The organism is Kribbella sp. NPDC051770 (genome assembly GCF_040681455.1).
Taxonomy (GTDB): domain Bacteria; phylum Actinomycetota; class Actinomycetes; order Propionibacteriales; family Kribbellaceae; genus Kribbella.
This window is the reverse complement of record NZ_JBFAYT010000008.1, coordinates 67,096-91,983: the sequence shown is the minus strand read 5'-3', so window position 1 is coordinate 91,983 and position 24,888 is coordinate 67,096. Positions and strand designations below refer to the sequence as shown.

The window sequence follows — 24,888 nt, the reverse complement described above, 5'->3', positions numbered from 1 at the left end:
GGTGCCGTGGTGTTCGATGGAGTCGTCGAACTGTCCACGGAAGGAACTCCATGTCCACCTGGTTCATCACCGGCTGCTCGACCGGACTCGGCCGCGCCTTCGCCGAGGCGTTGCTCGCGCGCGGCGACAACGTCGTCGTCACCGCTCGGGACGTCGAGTCGGTGCAGGATCTCGCCGACGCGTACGCCGGGACCGCGCTGGCGCTGCCGCTCGACGTGACCGACGACGGGCAGGTCGCCGACGCGGTGGCAGCGGCCGAGAAGCGGTTCGGGGGCATCGACGTCCTGGTGAACAACGCCGGGTACGGCTATCGCGCGGCGGTCGAGGAGGCCGACGACGCGGACGTGCGGCTGCTGTTCGAGACGCACGTGTTCGGGTCGGTGCGGACGATCAAGGCAGTGCTGCCGGGAATGCGGGAGCGGCGGGCCGGGACGATCGTGAACCTGTCGTCGATCGGGGCGCGGATCTCGCCGCCGGGGTCGGGGTACTACGCGGCGGTGAAGGCCGCGGTCGAGGCGCTGACGCTGTCGCTGCGCAAGGAGGTCGCGCCGCTCGGGATCACCGCGATGGTGGTCGAGCCGGGTGGGTTCCGGACCGACTTCGCGGGGCGCTCGCTGCAGCAGTCGGCCGAGGCGATCGGGGACTACGCCGAGACCGCGGGGAAGCGGCGCAAGGAGAACGACACCGTGCACGGGACGCAGCCGGGCGACCCCGCGAAGGCCGCCGCCGCGCTGATCGAGGCGGTCGAGTCGGACCACCCGCCGTACATGCTGCTGCTCGGGAACGACGCGTCGACGGCGTTCCGGGCCGCGCTGGACGAGCTCCGCACCGAGGTGGACGCGTGGGAGCTCGTCAGCAGGGCGACCGACTTCTAGGCGACCGCGTGCCGCGGCCTCGCCAGCTGCTCGTCGAGGTCGCGGAGCACGTGCAGGAACGCCTCCGAGAAGGTCGGGAACGGCTGGATCACGTCGAGCAGCACGTCGACCGGCACCTTGGCCCGGATCGCGACCGTTGCCTGCTGCAACCATTCCCCGGCCTCCGGCCCGACGGCGTACGCACCGATCAGCACCGCGCCGTCCGAGACCACGGTCAGGAACCCCGGCTGGCTGTCGTAGGCCCGCGTGTACGTCGCCGTCCGCGCGACCCCCGAGAGCTGCACCGTGCTCGTGTACGGCCCGTCCGCGGCGCCGACCGACGCGGCCTGCGGGTAGCAGAACACCACCCGCGGTACGGCGTCGTAGTCGGCGACCCGCGGCCGCCCCAGGATGTTGCTCGCGACCACCCGCCCCTGGTACTCGCCGACGTGCGTGAGCTGCCACAACCCGGTCACGTCCCCGATCGCCCACAGTCCTGGCCCGCAAGCGAGCCGCTCGTCGACCGGCACGCCCCGCGGATCCGGCGTGATCCCGACCGTCTCCAGCCCGATCCCGTCGACCCGCGGCCGTCGCCCGGTCGCCGCCAGCACGTGATCACCGCGCAGCTCCGACCCATCGGCGAGAGCGACGACGTACTCGCCCTCCTCGATCCAGGCGTCCGCGACATCCTGCCCGAGCCGCACATCGACTCCCGACGCAGCCAGCGCCGTACCAACGGCGACTCCCACCGAGCGCGGCTCCCGCGACAGCAGGTGCTCACCCCGCTCGATCAGTACGACGGCCGACCCCATCCGGGCCAGCGCCTGACTCATCTCGACGCCCGTCGCACCACCGCCGACGACCAGCAACCGCTCCGGTACCTCCTTCATCCCGGTGACGTCCCGGTTGGTCCACACGCCCGGCACTCCCCGCAACGCACCAGGCACCACCGGGTCGGCTCCACACGCCAGCACCACGTCGTCGGCCGTGTAGCGCCGCTCCCCCACCAGCACCGCCCCCGGCCCGTCCAGCCGACCAGTACCGCGCAGCACCTCCACACCGGCACCGGCAGCCCACGCCACCTGCCCAGCGTCGTCGTACGACGACACCATGAAGTCCCGCCACTCCAGCGCACCCCGTACGTCGAGCGGCCGCGTCACGGCCTCCCGCGCCCCAGGCACCTCCCGGACTTCCGCCAGCGCCTCACCAGGTCGCAGCAGCGTCTTCGACGGGATGCACGCCCAGTACGAGCACTCGCCGCCGAGCAGCTCCCGCTCGACGACCGCCACCCGAGCGCCGCCCTTGGCCAGCGCGGCGGCGCAGTGCTCCCCGGGCGCACCACCGCCGAGCACGATCACGTCGTAGTCGCTCACGACGGAAGCTCGGTCCCGGCCTGCTCGCTGACCATGTACGCGGCGTACCAGTCCGGCCAGTCCGGGTCCGCCTCGCCGGTGCGGGCCTCGTGCTCGCCGTGCGCGGCCGCGGCCCGCCGCAGCGCGCCGGCCAGGTCGGGAACCGAGGAGTACGACGTCTCGGCGTCGACCCGCCCGGGCAGACGCGTGGTGATCTCCTGCAGCAGCCAGCCGTTGCCGTCCGGGTCCTGGAACGACAGGAACGAGCCGTAGCTGCTCCGCGCCGGGTCCGGGCCGGGGACGCGCTCGGCGTCACCGGCGTGGTGGAAGATGCCGCCGGCGTCGTGCCACACCTCGCTCGGGTCCGCGCCGAGCCGCTTCAACTCGTCGTACGCCGCGTCGATGTCGTCGACGATCAGGTGCAGTCCCTGCGCCGTCCCCGGTTCCTGCGCGGTCACCGACGACCCGAAGATCACCGACGCCGGCGAGCCCGGCGGTGTCACCTGGACGACCCGGAACTTGTCGTCGGTGGCGATGTCGGCGTCCAGCCGCCAGCCCAGCGTCGTGTAGAAGTCCTTGGCCCGGTCCACGTCGGAGACCGGTACCACGACGACCTCGAGCTTCATGTCCATGACCTGCACTCCTCGCACTCGTGGGAAGCCAACGCCCACGATCCTGGTCCGGGCGGCGGCGCCGTCGAGCCAGGGAGTCACCCTGGCCGGGCCGGACCAGGGAGATCCACGGGTGCGAGCCAGTGCCCGCGGGAAGCAGAGTCGGTCCCGGCGGAAGGAGCCGGAGATGACGGCCGGATCGGACAGCGCACAGCTGGCAGCACTACGCAGCACCACCGGTACGGCGCTGCTCGCAGCGACCGTGCTCGCCTCGATGGTCGGCTTCCTGGACGCGTACATGGTCAACGTCGCGATCCCGTCGATCGGCACCGCGCTGGACGCCGGGGTCAGCCAGCTCCAGTGGGTCGTCACCGGCTACCTGCTCGCGGTCGCGTCCCTCCTGCTGCTCGCAGGCGCGCTGGCCGATCACTTCGGCCGCCGCCGCATCCTGGTCGTCGGGCTCGGCATCATGTTCGTCGCGTCGCTGGCCTGCGCGGCGGCACCGACGGTCGAGCTGCTGATCGCGGCGCGGGCTGTGCAGGGCGTCGGCGGAGCACTCGTCGTACCGAGCAGCCTGGCGCTGCTCAACGGGACGCTGCGCCCGGCCGATCGGACGAAGGGCATCGGCGTCTGGGCCGGCATCTCGACGCTCGGTACGACGCTCGGCCCGTACGGCGGCGGCTGGCTGATCGACCACGGCTCCTGGCGGTACGTGTTCCTGCTGAACGTCCCGCTGATCGCGGCGGCGTACTGGGTGCTGCGGCATGTCCCCGAGGTGGAGCGCTTCCGGCGGCCGCTGTCGCTCGACCTGCTCGGCGGGCTGCTCACGGTGGTCGGCCTGGGCGGCATCATCTACGCGCTGACCGCCGGGCCGTCGTCGGGCTGGACCAGTGCGCCGGTGCTGCTGACAGGGCTCGTCGGCGTCGGCTGCCTGGTCGTGCTGGTCCCGCTGGAGCAGCGGCGAGCCGCACCGATGGTCCGTACGGCGCTGTTCCGGATCCGGCAGTTCGTCGCGATCAATGCCACGACTGTGCTGTTCTACGGCGCGCTGAGCGCTGCGGCGTACCTGGTGGTGCTGCAGTGCCAGCTGCAGCTCGGCTACAGCGCTACGGCGGCGGGTGCGGCGCTGGTGCCGGAGTCCGTTGTGTTCCTGCTCGTGTCGCCGCTGGTCGGTGGGCTGGTGGCGCGGGTCGGAACGCGCTGGCCGATGAGCGTGGGGATCCTGCTCGTCGCCGCGGGGTTCGCCTGGCTGTCGGCGGCGCGACCGGGTGATGGTTACCTGACCGCGGTGCTGCCCGGCGCGATCCTCTGGGGGCTCGGTCTTGGGCTGGCGGTCGCGCCGCTGACGGCCGCCGTACTGGCTGCTGTGGACGACTCGGATCTCGGTGAGGCGTCGGCGATCAACGACGCGGCGTCGCGGGTCGGCGGGGTGATCCTGGTCGCGCTCGTCCCGGCGCTGATCGGCGCGGGCGGTGCTCGCGATCTCGCCGAGCCGCTTGCCGACGGCTACCGGACGGCGATGCTCGTGCTCGCCGGAGTGAGCGTCGTGGGAGCCGTGCTCACGGTGCTGTTCGTCGCGCCCGGCCGTCCGCCGGTCGCCCAAATGCCCGCTGCTCAACCTCGTCTGCACGGCTGCGCCGTACCGACCACCTAGGAGAAGACATGACCGAGACCCTCACCAACGGCAGCACCCCGGCCGAACACGCGGCGGGCGCCGTGCGGACCGGCGGGGCGCTCGACGGGCAGGCCGTTGTCGTGATCGGCGGCAGCTCAGGCATCGGGCTGGAGACCGCCCGGCAGGCTCGCGCGGCCGGGGCGCGCCTGTTCATCACCGGGCGGAACCGGGAGCGGCTCGCAAGCGCTGCGGCCGAGGTCGGCGCGGAGAGCACTGCGACCCTCGACGTCAGCGACGGCGTCCGGCTCGAGCGGGTGTTCGCCGGGCTGCCGACGCAGATCGACCACGTGCTGGTCAGCGGCGGCGGTCCGACGTACGCGCCGATCGCGGAGATGGACTTCGACGACGCGCTGCGCGGCTTCGAGGAGCGGCTGATCGGCGCGCTGCGGATCGCCCAGCTCTGCATCGGACGAATCCCCGCAGGCGGTTCGATCACGCTGATCGGTGGAACCCACGCGCGCCGACCGGGCCTCGGACTGACCCTGGCAGCGATCGGCACCGCAGCGCTGCCGGCGATCGCGGCCAATGCAGCGATCGAGCTCGCGCCGATCCGCGTCAACACCGTCGCGGCCGGCTTCGTCGACACTCCCCTGTCAGCGCGCCTGCTGGGCACCCAGCTCGACGACCGCCGCGAGGAACTGCGGGCGACGCTGCCCATCCACCGCGTCGTCGGCCCGGAGGACGTCGCCGCGCTGGTCATCCACCTGATGACCAACACCGCCCTGACCGGCGCAACGTACGACGTCGACGGCGGCCAGCAACTCCTCCACTAACCCGACAGCTTCTCCAGATCGGTCCGCGGCAGCACCTCGCGCAACTGCCGCCGCGAGCTGATCCCGAGCTTGTCGAAGATCTTCCGCAGGTGCCACTCCACCGTCCGCGGGCTCAGGAACAACCGCGCCCCGACCTCCGGGTTCGACAACCCGTCCCGCACCAGCAGTGCGATCTGCTGCTCCTGCGGCGTCAGCTCGGCGCCCGCAACCGGCGTCCCAACCCGCTTCCGAACGGTCTCCCCAGTGGCCAGCAGCTCCCGCCGCGCCCGCTCCGCGAACGCCTCCATCCCGATCGACCCGAACGCCTCGTGCGCCAGCCGCAGCTGCGTGCGCGCGTCGACCCGGCGGCTCTGCCGCCGCAACCACTCGCCGTACAGCAACCGTGCCCGCGCCAGATCCGGCCGCAGCCGGGTCCCCTCCAGCAAGGCGATCGCCTCGACATAAGCGTCCTCGGAGCCGCTCACCAACCCACGAGACCGCGCGGCCAGCCCGAGCCCCCACGGCTGCCCGGTACTCCGCGCCCGCTCCTCCAGCCGCTCCAACGCGTCAGCCGCCGTCCGCTCGTCCCCACTCCGGACGCCGGCCTCGACCCACTCGCTCAGCGACCACCCCGACACGAACAACTCCGGGGTGTCGTTGCCCGCCATCCGCGCCGCCAGCAGCGCCTCGTCGTGCCGGCCGACCGAGTTCAGCAGCACCGACCGCGCCCACAGCGCGTACTGCACCGCGGTCCCCTGCCCCTCCGCCGACGCGCTCCGGATCGTTGCCTCGATCAACGGATACGCCTCGTTCTCGCGCCCGCGCAGCGAGGCCAGCACCAGCCCGCCGTACGGCGCGATCTTGGTCCCGGTCGCGTCCCGCACCGCGGTCGCCTCGGCGGCCAGCGACGCCGCCTCCGCGAAGTCGCCCTCCAGCGCGGCGACCTGGCCGAGCACGTTCACCCCGACCGCCAGCACCGCCAACGCGCCCGTACTGCGGGCAACCTCGACCTGTCGCGTCGCCGTACCGACGCAGGCTTCGAAGTCCCACGACGTCGCCGCGGCCGCGGTCGCGACCCAGCCCCAGCGCAGCACCTCCTCGGCCGACACGTCACCGTCCGCGAACGCGAGCGCCGCCTCCCGCAGCACCGGCAAGGCTTCAGCCCGCTGATCGGTCAGCAGCAACGCGAACCCGTCGAGCAGCAGATCCGACCCACGTGGCGACTCCGCCTGCGGCACCGACCGCGCGGCACTGGACACCTTCCGCAGATCCGCCGTCGTCGCCAGCCGCCCGGCGAACAACGCGGCGCTCCAGGCATCGAGGTACGTGTCCCGAGCCAGCCGTACGTCGAGCGGCTGCAACGTCTGCGCCGCCCGCAGCAACAACCCCGGCGCCTCACCGCCGCGCTGCACCGCGAACGCGGCCTCGGCGCGCAGCATGTCGACCCGCGCCCGCCCGAGCTCGTCCAGCTGCCCGGCCTCAGCGGTCGCCAGCAACCCCTGCGCCGCGTCGAACGCACCCGCCTGCAGGCCGGCCTGCGCCGCCGCCAACGCGCGATCGCTGCGTGGGCCAGGATCCGCAGTCAGCCCAACAGCCCGCTGCAGAAACGCCGTCGCCGCAGCGAACCCACCGCGCGACTGCGCCCGCAACGCCGACCGCTCCAGCTCCTGCGCCACCGCCTCGTCCGGCCCCGACGCGGCCGCGGCGAGATGCCACGCTCGCCGATCCGGATCGAGCTCCGGGTCAGTGACCCGCGCCAGCGCGAGATGTACGGCGCGCAGCTCCTGCGCCGTCGCCGAGCCGTAGAGCGCCGACCGGACGAGCGGATGCCGGAACGTCACCCGCTCGCCAAGCGTCAGCAGCCCGTCGATCTCCGCGAACGCCGCCGCGATCCCCAGCTCGTCAGCGGCCCGCCAGACGAGCACCGGATCGCCCACCGGCTCGGCAGCCGCGACGAGCAGCAGCAACCGCGTCGACGACGGCAGCAGATCCGCCTGCCGCAGGAAGCTCTCCTCGATCCGCCCCGGCAGCATCTGCGCCCCGAGCAGCCCGAACCCGCCGGCGAGCTGCGTCGGCGTCAGCCCGCGCGGCAGCTCGATCAGCGCGAGCGGATTCCCACCGGTCTCGGCGACGATCCGGTCCCGCACCGGCTCGTCGAGCACGAACCGGACCACCGACCCGAGCAGCGCTCGAGCGTCGTCGTCCGGCAGACCGCCCACGGTCAACTCGTCGAGCGGCCGCAACTCGTCGCGGACCTCCCGAGCACCGAACAGCAGCCCGAGCGCCTCCGCGTGCAAGCGCCGCGCGACGAAGCCGAGCGTCTGCGCGGTCGCGGTGTCGAGCCACTGCGCGTCGTCCACGATGCAGAGCAGCGGCTGCTTGTCGGCCGACTCGGCGAGCAGGCTGAGCACCGCGAGCCCGACCATGAACCTGTCCGGAGGCGGCCCCGGCTGCAGCCCGAACACCGTCGCCAGCGCAGCGCGTTGCGGCGACGGCAGGTGCGGCAGCCTGTCGAGCAGCGGCGAGCACAGCTGGTGCAGCGCGGCGAAGGCCAGCTCCTGCTCCGACTCGACCCCGACCGCGCGCAGGACCTGCAGCTCGGGCGCGGACTGTACGGCGTACTCCAGCAGGGCGGTCTTGCCGACCCCGGCACCGCCGCGCACGACCAGCACCCGGCTCCGACCCGCGCGGATCTCCGCAACCAGGTCGTCGAGCGCTCCACACTCCGACCGGCGTCCGAAAAGCTTCATGCCAGCTCCTCTGCCCCGCGGCGGGCGACCCGGTCACAGGCGTCGCCGACCCCGGCCCACACTAACCCTCCTCCCCCGTCGGCGGACGATCATCTGGGACTCAGACCCTGTTCATGTCGGCTCGATTCACTGTCGGCTCCGCCCTTGTCACCGTGAGGAGTCGGCCTTTCCCCACTGGCGCCCAGGCCGGCCCCGCACCTTCCACCTCTTGTCCTTCGGACCCCTCCGGCTGCGCCTGCTGCTGGGCCGGCGGACAGCCTCGCGTGCGACGCTGCCGGCGTGAGCTGTCCCCGATGCCTCCCGCCGACTTGCTCCACGACTCTTTCCCTGGTGCCTTGCCTCTCAAGGTGCCCACAGCCGACGGCGGCGCCACCCCGTGGGGCCCTGGCTGTCCTGCGAGGAGACCGACCTCGGCTACGTCTGGGAGACCGACCCGTTCGGCACCAAGGCCGCCGTACGCCGCCCGGCGATGGGCCGCTTCTCGCACGAGGCCGCCGCGGCCGACCCGGACCGGCGCGTCATCTACCTGACCGAGGACACCCCCGACGGCGGCTTCTACCGCTTCGTCCCGACCACCTGGGGCGACCTGTCGGCAGGCACCCTGCAGGTGCTGCGCGAGTCCGGCAGCACGCTGTCCTGGGTCACCGTCCCCGACCCCGACGGCAGCCCGACCCGGACCCGCCGCCAGGTGTCCGGGATGAAGAAGTTCAACGGCGGCGAGGGCTGCTACTACCGCAACGGCACCTGCTTCTTCACCACGAAGGGCGACAACCGCGTCTGGGCCTACAACGCGGTGAACAACACGATCGCCATCGCGTACGACGACGGCCTGACCCCGAACCCGCCGCTGACCGGTGTCGACAACATCACCGGTACGTCGTCCGGCGACCTGTTCGTCACCGAGGACGGCGGCAACCTGGAGATCTGCATCATCACCCCGAACGACGTCGTGGCGCCGTTCCTCCGGGTCACCGGCCAGTCGGGCTCGGAGCTCTGCGGCGTCGCGTTCAACCCGGCCGGCAACCGGCTCTACTTCTCGTCGCAGCGCGGAACCAGCGGTTCGAGCAGCGGGGGCATCACGTACGAGGTCACCGGCAACTTCCGCTGACCACACTCTGTCACTTGCAGGTCGGTGCGATCGTCCTCGCGGTGTCGCGGTCGGCGGCCGTGATCGGCAGTGCGTACTTGTGCGCGACCTGCAGGTAGCGCAGTACGTAGACACACCGGAACGCCTTGTTCAGCGGCATCCACTCCCCCGGCCCCGAGTCGTTCTTCGACGCGTTCGCCGGGCCGTCGACCGCCAGCAGGTTGGCGGCCTGGTCGTTCGCGAAGTCGACCCGCCGCTGCGCCGGCCAGCGGGCCGCTCCCATGTCCCACGCGCGGGCCAGCGGGTAGATGTGGTCGATCTGCACCTTGGTCGCCGCGGCCTTCCGGAACTCGACCCGTCGTCCGGTGTACGGCTCGGAGGTCAGCGTCCCCTCGACCACCACGCAGCTCTTCGCCGTCCGGTTGTGGACGGCGGTCAGCTGCGCCGCGAGGATGTCGTTCCGGGTGTCGCACCCGTTGTGCCCACCCGGCCCGTTGTGGTTGTCGGTCCAGCTCTGCCCGAACTGGTCGCGCTTGTACCCCGCGACCTCGGGCCGTACGGCGACCACCCGAGCCACCTTCAGCTCGGCCTCGATCGCCTTCCCGGACGCACCGGTCGGCTTGGCCGTCGGAGCGGGCGGTTCGACGGTCGGCGAAGGCCCGGCACCAGCGGTCGGATAGGTGCACCCGGCAACAAAAAGGACAGCGACGAGGAAGAGGCGGATCACCGACGGAAACCTACCGGCGCAGCCCCGTCATCCCGCGCCGCACGCGCCGACTAATCGAGTCTCTTCACCGACCTCTTCGCCAGGTCCACCACCAACGCGTCCGGGAACCGCAACTCCTCCCAGAACGCCAGCGGATCACCCAGCCCGACAGCCGCCGTCAACCACACCGTCATCGCCATTCCGTGCGACGCGATCGCCACCGGCCCAGCCGCCGCATGCTCCGCCACGCCGGCCGCGAACCGCCGTACGACGTCCTCCCGCGCCTCCCACTCCGGCAGGTCGGCTCCGCCGACGTAAGCCCGCCGCGGCGTCCGGAAATCCCCGTCGTACGGCTCGACCCGCTCGATCTCGTCGAACCGCGCATCCGCGACCGCCGGACCGAGCGGCGCGACGGTCGCGATCGCCTTGACCTCGGTGCTCGCGACCACCCGCAACCCCGACGGCAGCCGCGCGCACAACGCCCGCGCCGCCGCCTCGCCCTCCGCGGTCAGCGCCCAGTCCCGCGCGGGCGTCTCCGGTCCATGGGCAGGCATCGCGTGACGCACCAGAACGAGCACCCGGCCAAGCTACCCCGCCCACCGCCCGGTGAAGAAGGTCAGCGCCACCACCGTCGACAGCGGCGCGACCACGCACAGGTAGGCGGTCTTCACCCACGGCCGCCGCAGGTTCCACACCCCGAGCCCGACCCACAACGGCCACCACAGCAGCGTTGCCCGAGGCATCGACATGAACCAGTACGACGTACCGAGCGCCAGCATCCCGATCGCGACGTACGCCGCCTCGGCCCAGCGCCGCCACCGGACCAACACCCCGAGCAGCACCAGCCCGACGACCACCGCGACCAGCTCGGCCTGGAACATCGCGGCGTACCCGGCCGTCTGCACGTGGTCGAACGCGGCCGTCCAGGTCGTGCTCCACGTGTGCCAGGGCGCCGTGAAGTTGCGGTACCACCCGCTCTCCTGCGCGTGCTTCCACGCCATCAGGTCGCCGGTGTGCGAGTACAGGTAGAGGAAGTACGCCGCCACCGGCACGCCCGGCAGCGCGAGCCACGGCAGCGCGCCCCACTTCCGGTGCGCTCGGAGCGTCACGACGAAGTGCACCGCGATCGCCGCCGCCAGGAACAGCCCGGTGATGCGCACCGACGTCGCCAGCGCGGTCAGGCACCCTGCGAGCACCCACTGATGCCGCCGCGCGGCCAGCCAGGCCGGCAGTGCGAACGCGAGGAAGAGCGCCTCGGAGTAGCCGACGGCCAGGAACACCGCGCATGGCGAGAGCAGGAAGAACAGGACCGCGTCCCGGTCGGCGCTCGTCCCCGGGCGCTCCAGCCGCGCGATCCGCGCCAGCGCGAGGACGGCGACCGCGCCGCTGACGAACGAGATCAGCACACCGGCGAGCGTCCAGTGCGGCAGGACGCCGTGCACCGCGCGCAGCACGATCGGGAAGCCAGGGAAGAACGCCTCGCGGTGGTCCCAGCCCTCGGTCCACGGGCCGGTGCTGCCCGGGAAGTAGCCGTCCCGGGCGATGTCGAGGAAGTGGAACCAGTCCCATTGCTGGAACGCAGTACCGAATCTGCCCGGGTCTCGCGTCTCCGCGTCGCCGGGGAAGAGCCACTGCGCTGCGTACGCCGTCAGCCCGACGGCGAGGCGGGTCAGAAGGTAGAGCAGCAGCACGCGCCGGTCCACCGGGGTGAGCCAGGTGAGCCGGGCTCGGGCAGCGGAACGGATCCGCGCGTACGCGGCGGAGGCAGCAGGCGTCGTGGGCGCGGCGGCAGGCGTCGCGCGGGCGGCGGGTGTCGCGGGGTCGGCGGGCTCGGCGGGCTCGGCGGGCTCGGCGGGCTCGGCGGCAGGGTCCGCCGTACGGGTGAGCGTCATCACCCGGTACTTGCCCGAAGCCCGCAAACCCCTTCTCGGCGGCTACCCCTCGGGCTCGAGCAGGTGGTTGTACGTCATGAACGAGGTCCGCAGCTCCTTGTAACCGACCCGGTCGAACAGGACCGTCATCGCCGTCCCGTCGTACCGCTCGACCAGGCCCGGCCCGAAGCTGCGGTGCCGGACCCGGCTGCCGACCGGGAACGGCTGGTCGGCGACCGGCGCGGCGGTCCGGCCGGACAGGTCGTTGTCGCAGTTGCCGCACGGACCGGCGTACGGCTCGCCGAAGTAGTTCAGCAGGAACTCGCGGCGGCAGCCGTGGTGCTCGGCGTACGCCGCGACCATCTCGACCCGGGAGCGCGCGACCTCGCGCCGGTCGTGCTCGACCGCGGACGCCGCCGCGACCGCCTTGTCGACGTCGGTGCGCGCGGCGAGCTTGAAGCGGTGCGACACGTCGACGACCCGCGCGTCGGTGAGCCGGCCGAGCGCGCGCTCGACGCGGGCCGGGCTGAGGCGGCTGGTCGCGGCCAGCTCGGCGATGTCGGCCGGGTGGTGCTCGGCGATCGCGGCGGCGACGGCGTACAGGTCGTCGTTCTTGACGCCGCCGGAGGCGAAGAACCGGCTGATGCCGAGGTTGGCGTGCCGGTAGAACAGCTCGATGTCGGCCGGTTCGCCGTCGCGGCCGGCGCGACCGATCTCCTGGTAGTACGCGTCGACCGAACCGGGCGCCTCGGCGTGGGTGACCCAGCGGATGCCCGGCTTGTCGATGCCCATCCCGAACGCGACGGTCGCGACCACGACGCGGTACCGGTCGGCGAGGAAGCCGTCCTGCACCTCGCGGCGCTCCTTCGCGGGCAGCCCGGCGTGGTAGGCCTGCGCGGAGACGCCGGCGCCGGTGAGCTCGGCGGTCAGCTCCTCGGCGTGCCGGTGCGTCGCGACGTACACGACGCCCGAACCGCGCGACGAGCGCACATGGCTGAGCAAACGGCGGCTCTTCGACTCCTCGTCGGCGAAGGTGAGCACCGAGAGGTTCAGGTTCGGCCGGTCGAAGCCGCCGACCACGACGGCCGGCGAGTCCATCTCCAGCCGGTGGATGATCTCGTCACGCACCGGCGGCGCGGCGGTCGCGGTCAGCGCGAGCGTCGGCGGCCGGCCCATCGTCTTGATCGCCGCGGCCAGCCGCAGGTAGTCAGGGCGGAAGTCCTGCCCCCACTCGCTGACCAGGTGCGCCTCGTCGACAGCTACCAGGTGCGGCCGCGACGTCGCCAGCAGGTCGAGTACGTCGGGGTGCGTCAGCTGCTCGGGCGACAGCAGCACGAACCCTGGCCGGCGCTCGGTCAGCATCTCGCGCGCCTGGTGCTGCCCGGCGCGGTCGCCGGAGTTCAGCTCGGCGACCTCGACACCGGCCGCGTGCTGGGACAGCGCACGGAGCTGGTCACGCTGCAGCGCGACCAGCGGGCTCACCACGACGGTCAGCCCGCCCAGCGCGAGCCCGGCGAGCTGGTAGATCGCGGTCTTACCCGTCCCCGTCGCCAGTACGGCGAGCGTGTCGCGCCCGTCGAGCACGGCGGCGACAGCCTCCGCCTGCCCGGGTCGCAGTACGTCGTACCCCAGCCGTTCCTTGGCCAGCGCGGCGACATCGTGCATGCCTCAACTCCCCTGGGTCGCGACCAGCAGCGGCACCAGCTGCTCGGCGTCGCTCAACGACCCATGGTGCCCGACGAACCGACTGAGCCGAGCCTCGCCCTGGGACCTCACGACCACCGTCGACCCCCGCGCGGCCACGACGACATCGCCGATCCGCGGCCGCACACCGTCCTCGACCCGCGGCCCGAACCATCCTCGGGCGATCGCCTCGTCGCGCCGGAGCACCTGCGCGTGGTCGCCGAGCACCTCGCGCCAGGCGTCGGCGACGTCGTCCGCAGCGCCTGGTTCGGCGTACAGGTAGCGGACGCGGCCCTCGCCACCGAGCATCCGTACGCCGTGCCGAAGGTCGGGGATCGTGTCGAAATCGATCCGGTCGGTCTCGGTCGCGGCGACCATCCCGTGGTCCGCGGTGACGACGAGCATCGCGTCCGGCGGTAGCCCGTTCGCGATCGTCGCCGCAAGATGGTCGACGACGCTCAACTGGTGACACCACGCGTCACTGCCCGGACCGTAGCCGTGACCGAGCGCGTCGAGATCCGCGTGGTAGGCGTAGCAGAGCATCCGGTCGCTCTCACGCAGTGCGGTGAGCACCCCGCTGACCAGATCACCGAGCGCATAGACACCCCGGACCTCACCACCCCGCAGTACTGCACGCGTCAGCCCGCTCGCCCCGATCTCACGCGGCACCACCAGCCGCACCGGCACCCCCGCCTCGACCGCCCGCTCGAACACGGTCGGCCCCGGCTGCACCTCCTCCGGCACCAACCGGTCGCGCAGATCCACCGGGCGCCCGTTGCCCTGCCGGTGCCAGCCCAGCGCGTTCAGCAACTCGCCCTCGACGGCGAAGGTGTAGCCGACCATCCCGTGCTCCCCGGAGAGCTGCCCGGTCCCGATGGACGCAAGACTCGTCGCCGTCGTCGAGGGAAACCCCGACCGGATCGGCTCCCGCACCAACGAGGCCAGAAACGGCGCGTCCCGCGCGTGCGCCTTCAGCAGCTCGTGGCCCAGCCCGTCCACCACCAGCAGACAAACCCTCCGCGCCCCCGGCAGCCCGAGCACGTTCTGCCCGGCAACCCCCAGCCCCGCCAGCACGGACGGCCCGACATCTGCGAGTGTGAACACCCGACGTCCCCTCTCCTCACCACCAGTCTGAAGCACCCGACCCCGGACGGTGTCCATGACCGCGGAAGACCACCTGAACCGCGCCGACCCCGTGCTCGGCGCGATCATCACCCAGGTCGTCGACGCCACCGGCGGCCCGCTCACCACCACCCCCGACCAGCCGAGCGACCACTACGCCGTACTGGTCCGGGCGATCGTCAGCCAGAACATCTCGACGACCTCGTCCCGCGCGATCTACCAACGCCTCACCGACCGGTTCGGCGGCCGGCCGCCGAGCCCCGAGCAGATCCTCGCCACCGACCCCGATGACCTCCGCGTCGCGGCCGGTCTGTCCAAGGCCAAGACCGTTTCGCTGCACTCCCTCGCCGAGCACATCCTCGACGGCCGGCTCGAGCTCGACCGGATGCACCTGCTGCCCGACGAGGAGGTCGTCACCCAGCTGTCCGCGGTCAAGGGCATCGGCAGCTGGACCGCGCACATCTACCTGATCTTCCACCTCGCCCGGCCCGACATCCTGGCCTCCGGGGACCTGGAGATCCGCCGGGCGGTCGAGCGCCTGTACGCCCTCCCCGCGATTCCGCGGCCCACGGACGTCGACCGGATCGCGGAGCCCTGGCGGCCGTACCGGACGATCGCCTGTCTCTACCTGTGGCACTGGTGGGAGAACCTCGCGGTCAGGTGAGCTGCAGCGCGAGCAGTACGGCGTTCAGGTCGCGGAGGGTCGTCAGTACGCCGTACAGCTGGGTCTGGTCGGTGACCGTCACGGTGATCGTGGTCGTGCCGTCCGGCTGGTGGCTCAGCGTCGGGTCGCCGAGCCAGGGCGTCCAGTGCGCGTCGAGGTGACCGTCGATGCGGATCACGTACGTACGGTTCATCGCGCCGCGGCGACCGGCTGCCTCGTGCTGACGGCCTGACGCTGGTCGCGGTAGAGCGAGATCCCGAGGCCGATCAGTGCGACGCCGACCGGTACGGCGAACGGCCGGTCGAACGACGCGGGCAGGGCCGAGAGGGCGAGCACGGAGACGGTGCCGTACGCGAGCAGCGCGCAGGCCCAGCGGGCGAGGATGCCGGCCCGGAAAAGCGCGATCCCGAACAGCAGCCCACCGACGGCGTACCCGAGGCCGGAGGCAACGAACAACGTCGAGGCACGCCCGATCTCACCGGCGGGATTGGCACCCATCGCGCCGTCGATGAAGTCCTGGACGTAGCCCGGACTGGTCAGCGCGACGGTCGGGAGGACGAACGCGACGATGCACTGGACGGCGAACATCGCGAAGTACCCGATGCTCAGCAGCACGTACCCGGCCAGCCCGAGCAACCCGAAGCGGCTGCGGTGCCGCAGGAACATCCCGGTGATCCCGGCGAGGGCGAGCACCGCCATCACGATCTTCGCGGACTCACGGACCGCGAGGTCGGTGGTGGCGATGTGCGCGACGTCGGCCGGCGGGTGCTTGATCTGTACGCCGACGAAGATGACGCCCGCGGCGGCGGCGCAGAGTCCGGCGGCTGCGGTGAGACGGTTCGCGGTGAGGTTCATGGTGGACTCCTTCGGTCAGGTTTGGTCCGACCGTAGGAATCGAGGTGGTGATCCGGCATCACCAGATGTGGTGATTGCTCAGAGGAGCCCGAGCTCGGTCGCGCGCCGTACGGCGGCCCGGCGGGTGTTGACGCCGAGCTTGGTGAAGATGTGCTTGGTGTGGGTGCGAAGCGTGTTGACGGAGACGAACAGCCGGCGGGCGATCTCGGGTCCGGTCAGCTCGGTCGCGAGCAGGCGAAGGACTTCGGCCTCGCGCTCGCTGAGGGTCTCGTCCGAGGTCGGTCGGTGCCCCTCGTCCACGAACAACTGGTGGTACCCGGCAGGAGTCCCCAGCTCCAGCGCCACGGCCAGATCGGCCTTCCCCGAACCGCCTTGGGCAAGTGCCCGCAGCAGCCGCGCCTCGATCACGCTCCCCTCACGATCGCCCGCGCCCTCCAGCACCCGATCCAGCAACCCGAGCGCCTCCGCGCCGCGCCCTTCGGCGATCAACAACCGCGCAAGCGTCAGCTGCTCGTACTCCGCGAGGTACACCACCTCGTCCGACACCCCACGCGCCCACACCCGCGCGTCGTCCAGCCGCCCCTGAGCGATCCGCACCCGCGCTCTCATCGCGGCGATCGGCCGAACATCCGGAAAGTACCCCGGCAGGTAAAGCCGCTCAGCCTCGTCGAGCATCGCCACCGCTCCGTTGAAATCCCCCCGAGAGCGCAGAATCGCCGCCTTCACCGTGAACCACCGGTGCCGGTTCTCCAGCAACGACGCCCGCTCCCCCAGCCCTCGCGCGACCTCCAGCTCCGCATCCGCCGCGTCCAACTCGCCGTACTCCCGCAGCACCCCAGCAAGCCCCACGTGCAGATCACCCGTCGTCGGCAGCACCGGCCCACCGACAGCGATCGCCCGCTCGTACAGCCGTCGCGCCTCCACCGGCCGCCCGCGCGCCAGCCACATCTCAGCCAGTACGACGGTCGCCCCGAGCTCGTCCGCGACCATCCCCGCCGCTCGCAGGCTCCGCACCGCCGTCGTGAACGTCTCCACCGCCGTACTCAAGTCTCCGGCCGCCCAAGCCGCCAGCCCCACGAACCCAGCCGCCGCACCCCGCGGAAAGTGATCCTCCGGCCCAGCCAGCGCGAGCGCGCGCTTCGCATGCTCGACCGTCCCGCCAACGTCTCCCCGAGCCTGCGCGACCGACGCCCGGTACACAGCGATCATCGCCGGCAACGACCGGACCTCGTCGTCCCGATCCTTCCCCGCCTCGATCGCCAGCTCGACAGGTCGCGGCACCCCCGCCTCAGCAGCATCGAGCCACTCCTCGACCCCTTCGAAGTCACCCGCCGACAGCCGGCTCCATCCCACGTACGTCGCCAGCAGTGGCCTCCGCCGTACGACGTCCTCCGGCAGCGCCTGCAGCCACTCGCGCAGTACGACGTCCTGTCGCCTCCGCCGCATCCCAGGCTCAGCCAGCTCGACGAGATCAGCCGTCAGCTCGTGATCCCCGCCGGCCATCGCATGCCGCACGGCCTCTTCCAGCAACCCGTTCCCCGCCAGCCACCGACTCGCCGCGCGATGCAGCGCAGCTCCCGGATCGCTCCTCCGCGCCCGCATCGCGTCGGCGAACAGATGGTGATACCGGTACCACCGCCGCTCTTCGTCGAGAGCGACGACGAACAAGTTCTCCCGCTCCAGCCGCTCCAGCATCTGCTGACCGTCAGTCCGCCCGGTCACCGCGTCGCAGAGCCCGCCGGTCAGCTCGTCCAGCACGCAGGTGTCGAGCAGGAACGCCCGTACGTCGTCCGGCTGGCGATCGAGCACTTCCTCGACCAGGTAGTCGAGCACGAACCGATGGGTCCCCGAGAACGCCTCGACGAACCCCGCCACGTCGTCCCGGGTCCGCGCCGAGATCCCCGCGAGCTGCAACCCCGCAGCCCACCCCTCGGTCCGCACCTCCAGCGCTGTCACCAAGGCACGGTCGATGTGTAACCCCATCACCTCGTTCAGGAACACCTCGGCCTCGTCCCCCGTGAACCGAAGGTCCGCCGCGCGCACCTCCACCAGCTCGCCCCGCGCCCGCCACCGCGCCAACGGCAGCGGTGGATCCGCCCGCGTCGTCATCGCGACGGTCACCTGCGGCGGCAGGTTCTCCACCAAGTACCCCACGGCCTCGTGCACCGCAGTCCCGGCGATCAGGTGATAGTCGTCGAACGCCAGCACGGTCGAGCCGTCCAAGCGCGCCAGCTCGCCGAGCAGACTGGCCAACACCTCCTCGGCCGGCACGTCCTCGGCTGGCGCCCCGTCCGGCCGACTCGCCACCCCTCCCGGTCCAGCATCCGGTGCGACCACTCTCATCGGCGCAGCATCCAGCAACTGCCGCGCCGCCACCCCCACCGCAGGCTCCACCACCTGCACAGCCCCGATCAAATCCCCCAGAAACCGCCGCAACTCCCCATGCCCGGCATCCAACGCCAGCCACACCACCCGGGCATCGACCTCAGCCAGCCACTGCACCACCAACGTCGTCTTCCCGAACCCCGCCGGCGCAGCCACCAGCACCAGCCGCGGCGCCCCCTCACCCCCGAGCCGGTCCACCAACCGAGCACGCCGAACCAACCGCCGCCGCGGCAACGGCAACCGCCCCTTGCTGCCCACCACCCCCATCCCCACACCCTAGGCGCGCACAACCACCCCCTCAACGGACCGCCCCACCCCGGCCGCCCTCGCTCGGGAGCGGCACCACCCAGCCCGCCAACCTACTCCGCAACGCCGGAGACCGACACCCACCACTGTCCAAGCGCCGGCCCGCACGGCCCGCCCCGCCTGAAGGACACCGATCAGCCCGGCGAAAACGAGGTTGATCAGTGGTGGGCGTCGGTCACCCGGCCCTCACCAGAGCACCCGGACCGCGAACGCCGGCACCGCGCTGGTCACCCACTCACACTCGCCATGCCGAAACCCCAACACCACCGCGCGCCCACCCGCACCCCGCCACGCCAGAGCGTCGGCACAACCAGCCGGCCCACTCGCTTCCCCATCCCAGAGCGCCAGTACCGCTGGCCAGTGCACCGACCGTACGATCCCAACCCCACGTCGAACCAAACGGCGAGCCGCCGGGAACCCCACTCATCGCGCAACGTGGGCTGCGGACGCGCTCGCTTCCATCCACCAACCCCAGGCGGGCAACATCCGACGGGGAGCACCCACAACCACACACCCCCGAGGCAGACGGGTGAGCAACGCGCTCACTCATCGACAACGTGGGCGAGAGCTCCCGGGTCCCCGCTCATCGCGCAACGCGACGCGGAAGGGGCGGGCGGGCTCGCCCACCTCCACCCACCAACAGCATGCGAGCGACTCCCGACAGGCGCCACCCACAACCACACACCCCGACTCAGAGGGGGCGGGTGGGCCAGACCCGCTCACCCACCAACAGCATGGGGGCAAGAGCCGACAGGGATCGGCCCAAACCTCACCGCAGCGCCCGCACAGCGAGCGCCGTCAGCGCGTCGGCGTACGCCTCGTCGAACGGGTGCGTGCGCAGGATCCACCGGTGGTAGATCGGCCCGAAGACCACCTCCACCGCCACGTCGAGGTCGATGCCCTCGGCAACTTGTCCGGTGCGCTGGGCCGACTCCAGCCGGCGCTTCGTCGCCGCCAGCTGCGGGCCGAGCATCCGCGTGTGCACCTGCTCGCTCAGGGCCGCGTCGTTCTGCATGTCGAGCATCAGCGCCCGCAGCGTCGCCGACTGTGACTCGTCCGCGAACTCGGCGACCGTCGCCCGAAGCACCAACCGAAGATCCGCCTCCAGGTCCCCACTGTCCGGCCACTCCAGGTCGACCTGCTCGGCCACCAGTGCGTCGAGCACCACCGCACCCTTCGACGGCCACCAGCGGTAGATCGTCTGCTTCCCCACCCCGGCCCGCCCGGCGATCCCCTCGATCGAGGTCTTCGCGTACCCGAGCTCGGCCACAGCTTCCGCAGCCGCGGTGAGGATCGCGGTCCGGGCCCGGTCGCTGCGGCGGCTCGCATCTGGACTTCTCATGAACGAGACGATACGGTCCGTCTCGTTGGAATTCAAGCGAGAGGAACCGCCGATGAGGCTATGGATGATCACCGGAGCCGGCCGCGGCCTAGGTCGCGCCTTCACCGAGGCCGCGCTCGAGCGCGGCGACCGGGTCGTCGCGACGATCCGCCAGGACGGCGTGCTCGACGACCTGCTCAAGCAGTACGGCGACCGCCTGGTCCCCCGGCAGCTCGACGTCGCCTCACGCGATCAGGTCGAGCAGGTGATCGCGGAGGTCGTCGAGACCGTCGGTACGCCGGACGTCGTGGTCAACAACGCCGGCTTCGGCATGGTCGGCGCTGTCGAGGAGCTGACCGAGGACGAACTGCGCGCGCAGTTCGACGTGAACCTGTACGGCGCGGTCTGGGTGACACAGGCGGTCCTGCCGCACCTGCGGGCGCGCGACTCCGGCCGGATCGTGCAGGTCTCGACCGTTGGCGCGGTGGGTCATCTGCCGCTGTTCGGCGCCTACAACGCGTCGAAGTGGGCCCTCGAAGGCCTCAGCTCCGCGCTCGCCGCGGAGGTCGCGCCGTTCGGCATCGGGGTCCACGTGCTGCAACTGGGCGGCTTCGCCACGGACTGGTTCGGCTCGAGCATGCGCTTCGCGACCGCCGACCCGGCGTACGACGGCACGCGCGAGGGGATCCTCGGCATGCCCGGCTACCCGACGGCCGAGATGCTCAGCGAGGCCGAGCCGTCGACGGAAGACTCCCCGGCCATCGCCGCACAAGCACTGCTCGACCTGCTCGACGACCCGGAACCACCGCTGCGCAAGATCGTCGGCACCGGAGCCCACGAGATGGTGAAGGCCGCATTGGAGTGGCGTCGCGACGACTACCAGCGTGATCCGGAGTTCAGCTGGCCCAGCTAACCGCCACACCACGATCTCCAGATGTACTAACAAGTCAGTCCTGCAGACCTAGACTGCCGTCGCGTGGACCATCAGTTCCTGCTTGTCGCCGGTGCCGGGTTGGCGATCATGATCGCGGCGTCCGTGTTCGCGCGGCGGACGGGCGTTGCGGCGCCGCTCCTGCTGGTCGGGCTCGGGATCGGTGCGAGCTATCTCCCGAGCACCCCGACCATCCACGTCGAGCCCGAACTCATCCTGGCCGGCGTCCTGCCTCCGTTGCTCTACGCATCGGCCGTCCAGCTCCCGGTTCTCGACGTACGCCGCAACTTCGCGCTCATCGCCTGGCAGTCCGTCGTCATGGTGATCGTCTCCGCCCTCGCGATCGGCGCTGTCGTGCACGCGATCTTCCCGAGCATCTCCTTCCCGCTCGCGGTCGCGCTCGGTGCCGTCGTCAGCCCGACGGACGCCGTCGCCGCGACGGCGATCGGGCACCGCGTCGGCCTTCCGCCGCGGCTGATGACCGTGCTGGAAGGCGAAAGCCTGGTCAACGACGCCTCCGCGCTCGTCGTACTCCGAACAGCCGTCGCCGCGATCGCGACCGTGTCGGGCAGCGCGTTCGACCTCACTGACACCGCGCTCGACTTCGGCTGGGCGGTGCTCGGCGCGGTACTGATCGGCGGCGCCGTCGGCTGGTTGACCGCGCTGCTGCGGCAGCGCCTCGACGACCCGGTGCTGAACACGACGATCTCCTTCGCCGTCCCCTTCCTCGCCTACTTCCCGACCGAGGAGGCGTACGCGTCCGGCGTACTGGCCGTGGTCGTCGCGGGCCTGCTGACCGGCGCGCTCGGCAGCAAACGGTTCAGCGCCCGCGACCGGCAGACCCAGGCGACCACCTGGACGACGATCAGCTTCCTGCTCGAGAGCGCCGTTTTCCTTGCCATGGGCTACCAATTGCCCGAGCTGGTCGACGCGGCGCGGACCGAGACCACCACCGGTGAGATCACCGGCCTGGTGCTGCTCGTCGTCGGGCTGCTGGTCGCGCTGCGCTTCCTCGGGCTCGTCGGACCGGCGATCAGGGAACGCTTCGGCCGTCCGGGTCGCAACGAGCAGACGCGGGCGAAGCTCGGGCAGTTCGAGGAGCATCTCGATGCGATGACGCCTGCCGACCAGCGGGAGGAGAACCGGATCGCCTGGGCCCGGCGCCGACTCGCGCGGGGAAAGGCGGACGTCGAGTTCGAGGAGCGCGAGCCGATCACCGGACGCGGGTACGCCGTACTCGGGTGGGCCGGGATGCGCGGCGTCGTGACGGTCGCGGCCGTGCAGACGATCCCGGGCGAGACCCGGCACGTCGACACCGTCGTCCTGGCCGCGTTCCTGGTCGCGCTGATCACGCTGGTGCTGTTCGGGCTGACGCTGCCGACGGTGATCGCGCGGATGAACTTCCGGCCGGAGAGCGCCGAGGACAAGCGCGACTCGGTGCAGGCGCTGCTGCGCCGGGTCGGCGAGTCGGCGATCGACACGCTCGGCCCGCTGGAGGAGCAGACGGTCGACGGGGAGCCCCTGGATCCGGAGCTGGTCAGCACGATGAAGGAGCGGATCGTGCCGCGGCTGGTCGCGGGGACGCGGGATCTCCGCGAGACGCGAGCGGATGCGCACGAGCAGATGATGATCGTGCAGCGGCGCTACCTGGACGCGATGCGCGAAGCGCTGGGGGCCGAACGCGGCATCGGGGCCTACAGCTCGGAGACCTATCGACAGGTCGAGTCGCTGCTCGACACCGTGGAACAGCGCTTCCGGATGAACTGACTCTGGCGCCCGTCGCGCCTGCTCGCTAAGGTTCCCGACCGTGGCGAGCGTGCTTCCCGAGCTGCGGCCGGCGAACTGGTCATCCGAGGAAGTCCTCCAGTACGAGACCGCCCTCGAAGGCGCCGGCCAGGTGATCGGCTACTGCGCCGCCCAGCTCGCCCGCGGCGGCGACCTCACCTGGCGCCACCGCCAGCACGAGTGGTCCGTACGCCGGCGCAACCTGACGCCGTCGTCGGTCCGTGAGACCGCCGCGATCCACACCGAGGCGGAGGATCTGCTCGCCGATCCTCTGCCCGAACACGCTTCCACGTCGTCCGAGAACCGCCGCGTCTTCCGCGAGCGCATCCTCCCCGACGAGCTCACCGGCACCCCGCAGGACAACCCGATCGTCGTCTTCGTCGCCGGCCAGCCCGGCGACGGCAAGGCGACCGTCACCGCCCTTGTCCGCGATCTCCTGCGGCATCGCGGCGACCCGGTGGTGATCGCCCAGGACCGCTACGAGCCGCACCACCCCGACTTCTACCGCCCGATCACCGAGGCCCCCGGCCCGTACTCCAGCCTGGTCGGCCGCCGCTGGACCACCAACGCGATCGACCACGCCCGCACCCACCGGTACGACGTGATCGTCGAAACCCTGCTCCTCGACCCCGCCGACTTCGAGCAACCAGCCCAGTCGTTCAAACAGGCCGGCTACCAGGTGGAAGTCGCCATCGTCGCAGCCCCCGAAGCCCTCACCCACTTCGGCACCCTCGACCGCCACCTCCGCGCCCTGGAGGCCTACGGCTCCGGCCGCCTGGCCGACCCCGCCCTCCACGACACGGCATACGAGGGCGCCCTCCGCGCGGCAGACTCCATCGATTCGGACGACTACGCCGACCTCATCGCCGTCCTCCGCCCCACCGGCGAACTCCTCCGCGGCACCCGCCGGACCGACCCTCACGACCCGCTCACCGCCGAAGCGATCACCGCCGAGCGCACCCGTCCGTGGACGATCCCCGAGTCCCGGCGCTTCCTCGCCGCGGTCGATGCCTTCGAGCGTCGCGGCCTCTCCGCTCCCATCCCTTGGGTCCGCCAAGCGACCGTCGAGGGCGCCAGGACCGTCACGGCCCTGGCGCGACCTCACCTGCACCCCGACGTGATCACCCTGCACAGAGCGACCGCCGGCGTACCGGTCCTCGACCAAAGCGACCTCGGCGAGCGTGAGCTCTAGACGCCGTGCTCGTTGCCCTCGCGGAGTTTGCGTCCGGCGAGGTCCTTGATCACGCGGCCCCGGGGGTCGACCACCTTGTCCCCCTTGATCCCACCACCCGAGCCGGGCGCCTTGCGCGCCTTCCGTCCGGACTGCCAACCACCCTGCGCCGGATCCTGCGGTGCACTCTTCTTACCCCACACGGTTTCGTCCCTTCAGCAGTAGCGACGCCGGATGCTATTGCCGTCAAGCTGAAGCAGACAAGGGCTGACGAGGCGTTCTACCGGAGTTCACCGTCGAGTGGGTTCCCGCTCATCCGCCCGGCCAGCCCGGAGTTCACCGCACGCGCCGCCGTGCTCGCGGTCTTCCGCGCCGCCTGCTCCTCGAAGCACGCGAGGAACTCCTCCTTCAGCCCCAGCCGCGGGTGCTGCGCAAGGACCTCCGCACGGAACTCGGCCGTCAGCCGATCGGCGTCCAGCCCGACGATGTCGAGCGACGCCGCCCGCGCGATCAGGTGCCCTTCCGGGTCGTCGTTCACATCGGTGTCGAACACCATGTGCCGCACGATCACCTCGGCCACCCGGTCCTGCCGTTCCGGTGACCACCCGGCGCCGGCCGCGAAGACCCGGGCCACGTGCCCGGCCGCGACCTCGAACGACACGGTGTGGCTGTCGAACTCCGGCGACAGCCCGAGGTCGTGGAACATCGAGGCCACGAACAGCAGCTCGTCGTCGTAGCTGATGCTCTCCTGCTCGGCGAGCGCGGCCGCCCAGATGTAGACGCGGCGGGAGTGGCTGAGCAGGGCCGGCGTCTGGTAGGCGGTGGCCACCTCGAGGGCCGCCGTCGACGCGGTCGTCGCCGGGATCAGTAGGTCGTTGAAAATGATCATACTTTCACGGTACGGTGCCGCAGGCCCGCGGCACTGGTCCATTCTGCGCGGGTTCCGGTGGGCCAATCAACACCGGCCCAGCAACCTCACCGGCAAGTGGCCCCTCGACACCGACCGC

22 protein-coding genes are annotated in these 24,888 nt (G+C 71.5%); 8 read left to right on the top strand and 14 right to left on the bottom strand.

Going from position 1 to position 24,888, the window contains the following annotated elements; genetic code table 11:
* Positions 1-50: 50 nt before the first annotated feature.
* Entirely contained in the window at positions 51-875 is an 825-nt protein-coding gene (locus AB0M01_RS25500) for an oxidoreductase (RefSeq protein WP_363673641.1), read from the top strand.
* Here AB0M01_RS25500 and AB0M01_RS25495 read toward each other — a convergent pair.
* Positions 872-2,227 carry an NAD(P)/FAD-dependent oxidoreductase gene (locus tag AB0M01_RS25495; RefSeq protein WP_363673639.1) on the bottom strand — a complete coding sequence of 452 codons (1,356 nt, stop codon included), beginning with the start codon at positions 2,225-2,227 and terminating at the stop codon, positions 872-874. The genes AB0M01_RS25500 and AB0M01_RS25495 overlap by 4 nt on opposite strands.
* Entirely contained in the window at positions 2,224-2,838 is a 615-nt protein-coding gene (locus tag AB0M01_RS25490) for a VOC family protein (RefSeq protein WP_363673637.1), read from the bottom strand. Before AB0M01_RS25490 ends, AB0M01_RS25495 begins: the two co-directional genes overlap by 4 nt.
* 166 nt (positions 2,839-3,004) lie before the next feature.
* Between AB0M01_RS25490 and AB0M01_RS25485 the strand changes: the two genes are divergently transcribed.
* Positions 3,005-4,471, top strand: a complete 1,467-nt coding sequence (locus tag AB0M01_RS25485) for an MFS transporter (protein WP_363673635.1) — start codon at positions 3,005-3,007, stop codon at positions 4,469-4,471.
* A gap of 8 nt (positions 4,472-4,479) precedes the next feature.
* On the top strand, positions 4,480-5,265 hold the full coding sequence (locus tag AB0M01_RS25480) for an SDR family oxidoreductase (RefSeq protein ID WP_363673633.1): 786 nt from the start codon (positions 4,480-4,482) through the stop codon (positions 5,263-5,265).
* On the opposite strand, the gene AB0M01_RS25475 is transcribed toward AB0M01_RS25480, so the two are convergent.
* The gene (locus tag AB0M01_RS25475; RefSeq protein ID WP_363673631.1) at positions 5,262-7,994 is read right to left on the bottom strand and encodes an AAA family ATPase; all 2,733 of its coding nucleotides are present in this window, start codon (positions 7,992-7,994) and stop codon (positions 5,262-5,264) included. The genes AB0M01_RS25480 and AB0M01_RS25475 overlap by 4 nt on opposite strands.
* 376 nt (positions 7,995-8,370) lie before the next feature.
* Here AB0M01_RS25475 and AB0M01_RS25470 point away from each other — a divergent pair, with 376 nt between their 5' ends.
* Positions 8,371-9,102 (top strand): alkaline phosphatase PhoX, encoded by a 732-nt coding sequence (locus AB0M01_RS25470; RefSeq protein WP_363673629.1) that lies wholly within the window; start codon positions 8,371-8,373, stop codon positions 9,100-9,102.
* A gap of 10 nt (positions 9,103-9,112) precedes the next feature.
* On the opposite strand, the gene AB0M01_RS25465 is transcribed toward AB0M01_RS25470, so the two are convergent.
* The 5 genes from AB0M01_RS25465 to AB0M01_RS25445 are packed head-to-tail and all read right to left on the bottom strand — an operon-like array spanning position 9,113 to position 14,445.
* Positions 9,113-9,808 carry an HNH endonuclease family protein gene (locus AB0M01_RS25465; protein WP_363673627.1) on the bottom strand — a complete coding sequence of 232 codons (696 nt, stop codon included), beginning with the start codon at positions 9,806-9,808 and terminating at the stop codon, positions 9,113-9,115.
* Between the two features lie 50 nt (positions 9,809-9,858).
* Positions 9,859-10,353, bottom strand: coding sequence for a histidine phosphatase family protein (locus AB0M01_RS25460; RefSeq protein ID WP_363674308.1), 495 nt, complete (start codon positions 10,351-10,353; stop codon positions 9,859-9,861).
* 21 nt (positions 10,354-10,374) lie between these two features.
* Positions 10,375-11,706, bottom strand: coding sequence for a mannosyltransferase family protein (locus AB0M01_RS25455; RefSeq protein ID WP_363673624.1), 1,332 nt, complete (start codon positions 11,704-11,706; stop codon positions 10,375-10,377).
* 15 nt (positions 11,707-11,721) lie between these two features.
* On the bottom strand, positions 11,722-13,323 hold the full coding sequence (locus tag AB0M01_RS25450) for a RecQ family ATP-dependent DNA helicase (protein ID WP_363673622.1): 1,602 nt from the start codon (positions 13,321-13,323) through the stop codon (positions 11,722-11,724).
* A 3-nt stretch (positions 13,324-13,326) separates the two neighbouring features.
* Complete coding sequence (locus tag AB0M01_RS25445) at positions 13,327-14,445, bottom strand: nucleotide pyrophosphatase/phosphodiesterase family protein (RefSeq protein ID WP_363673620.1); 1,119 nt, start codon at positions 14,443-14,445, stop codon at positions 13,327-13,329.
* A gap of 55 nt (positions 14,446-14,500) precedes the next feature.
* Between AB0M01_RS25445 and AB0M01_RS25440 the strand changes: the two genes are divergently transcribed.
* A complete protein-coding gene (locus tag AB0M01_RS25440) occupies positions 14,501-15,127 on the top strand; it encodes a hypothetical protein (RefSeq protein WP_363673618.1) in 627 nt (208 codons plus the stop codon).
* On the opposite strand, the gene AB0M01_RS25435 is transcribed toward AB0M01_RS25440, so the two are convergent.
* From AB0M01_RS25435 to AB0M01_RS25420, 4 genes are all read right to left on the bottom strand, one after another.
* On the bottom strand, positions 15,120-15,320 hold the full coding sequence (locus tag AB0M01_RS25435) for a hypothetical protein (RefSeq protein ID WP_363673616.1): 201 nt from the start codon (positions 15,318-15,320) through the stop codon (positions 15,120-15,122). The genes AB0M01_RS25440 and AB0M01_RS25435 overlap by 8 nt on opposite strands.
* Positions 15,317-15,982, bottom strand: coding sequence for a hypothetical protein (locus AB0M01_RS25430; RefSeq protein WP_363673614.1), 666 nt, complete (start codon positions 15,980-15,982; stop codon positions 15,317-15,319). The genes AB0M01_RS25435 and AB0M01_RS25430 overlap by 4 nt, the downstream gene beginning before the upstream one ends.
* 78 nt (positions 15,983-16,060) lie before the next feature.
* On the bottom strand, positions 16,061-18,634 hold the full coding sequence (locus AB0M01_RS25425; protein WP_363673612.1) for a LuxR C-terminal-related transcriptional regulator: 2,574 nt from the start codon (positions 18,632-18,634) through the stop codon (positions 16,061-16,063).
* A gap of 808 nt (positions 18,635-19,442) precedes the next feature.
* Complete coding sequence (locus tag AB0M01_RS25420; protein WP_363673610.1) at positions 19,443-20,015, bottom strand: TetR/AcrR family transcriptional regulator; 573 nt, start codon at positions 20,013-20,015, stop codon at positions 19,443-19,445.
* A gap of 52 nt (positions 20,016-20,067) precedes the next feature.
* Between AB0M01_RS25420 and AB0M01_RS25415 the strand changes: the two genes are divergently transcribed.
* From AB0M01_RS25415 to AB0M01_RS25405, 3 genes are all read left to right on the top strand, one after another.
* Complete coding sequence (locus tag AB0M01_RS25415) at positions 20,068-20,907, top strand: SDR family NAD(P)-dependent oxidoreductase (protein WP_363673608.1); 840 nt, start codon at positions 20,068-20,070, stop codon at positions 20,905-20,907.
* 63 nt (positions 20,908-20,970) lie between these two features.
* Positions 20,971-22,692: a sodium:proton antiporter gene (locus AB0M01_RS25410; RefSeq protein ID WP_363673606.1), complete on the top strand. Its 1,722-nt coding sequence runs from the start codon at positions 20,971-20,973 to the stop codon at positions 22,690-22,692.
* A gap of 40 nt (positions 22,693-22,732) precedes the next feature.
* Positions 22,733-23,902 carry a zeta toxin family protein gene (locus AB0M01_RS25405; RefSeq protein WP_363673604.1) on the top strand — a complete coding sequence of 390 codons (1,170 nt, stop codon included), beginning with the start codon at positions 22,733-22,735 and terminating at the stop codon, positions 23,900-23,902.
* On the opposite strand, the gene AB0M01_RS25400 is transcribed toward AB0M01_RS25405, so the two are convergent.
* Together AB0M01_RS25400 and AB0M01_RS25395 are read right to left on the bottom strand one after the other, a co-directional pair.
* Positions 23,899-24,084, bottom strand: a complete 186-nt coding sequence (locus tag AB0M01_RS25400; protein WP_363673602.1) for a hypothetical protein — start codon at positions 24,082-24,084, stop codon at positions 23,899-23,901. The two genes, AB0M01_RS25405 and AB0M01_RS25400, sit on opposite strands and share 4 nt — an antisense overlap.
* Before the next feature lie 77 nt (positions 24,085-24,161).
* The gene (locus tag AB0M01_RS25395) at positions 24,162-24,770 is read right to left on the bottom strand and encodes an HD domain-containing protein (RefSeq protein WP_363673600.1); all 609 of its coding nucleotides are present in this window, start codon (positions 24,768-24,770) and stop codon (positions 24,162-24,164) included.
* Between the last annotated feature and the right edge of the window lie 118 nt (positions 24,771-24,888).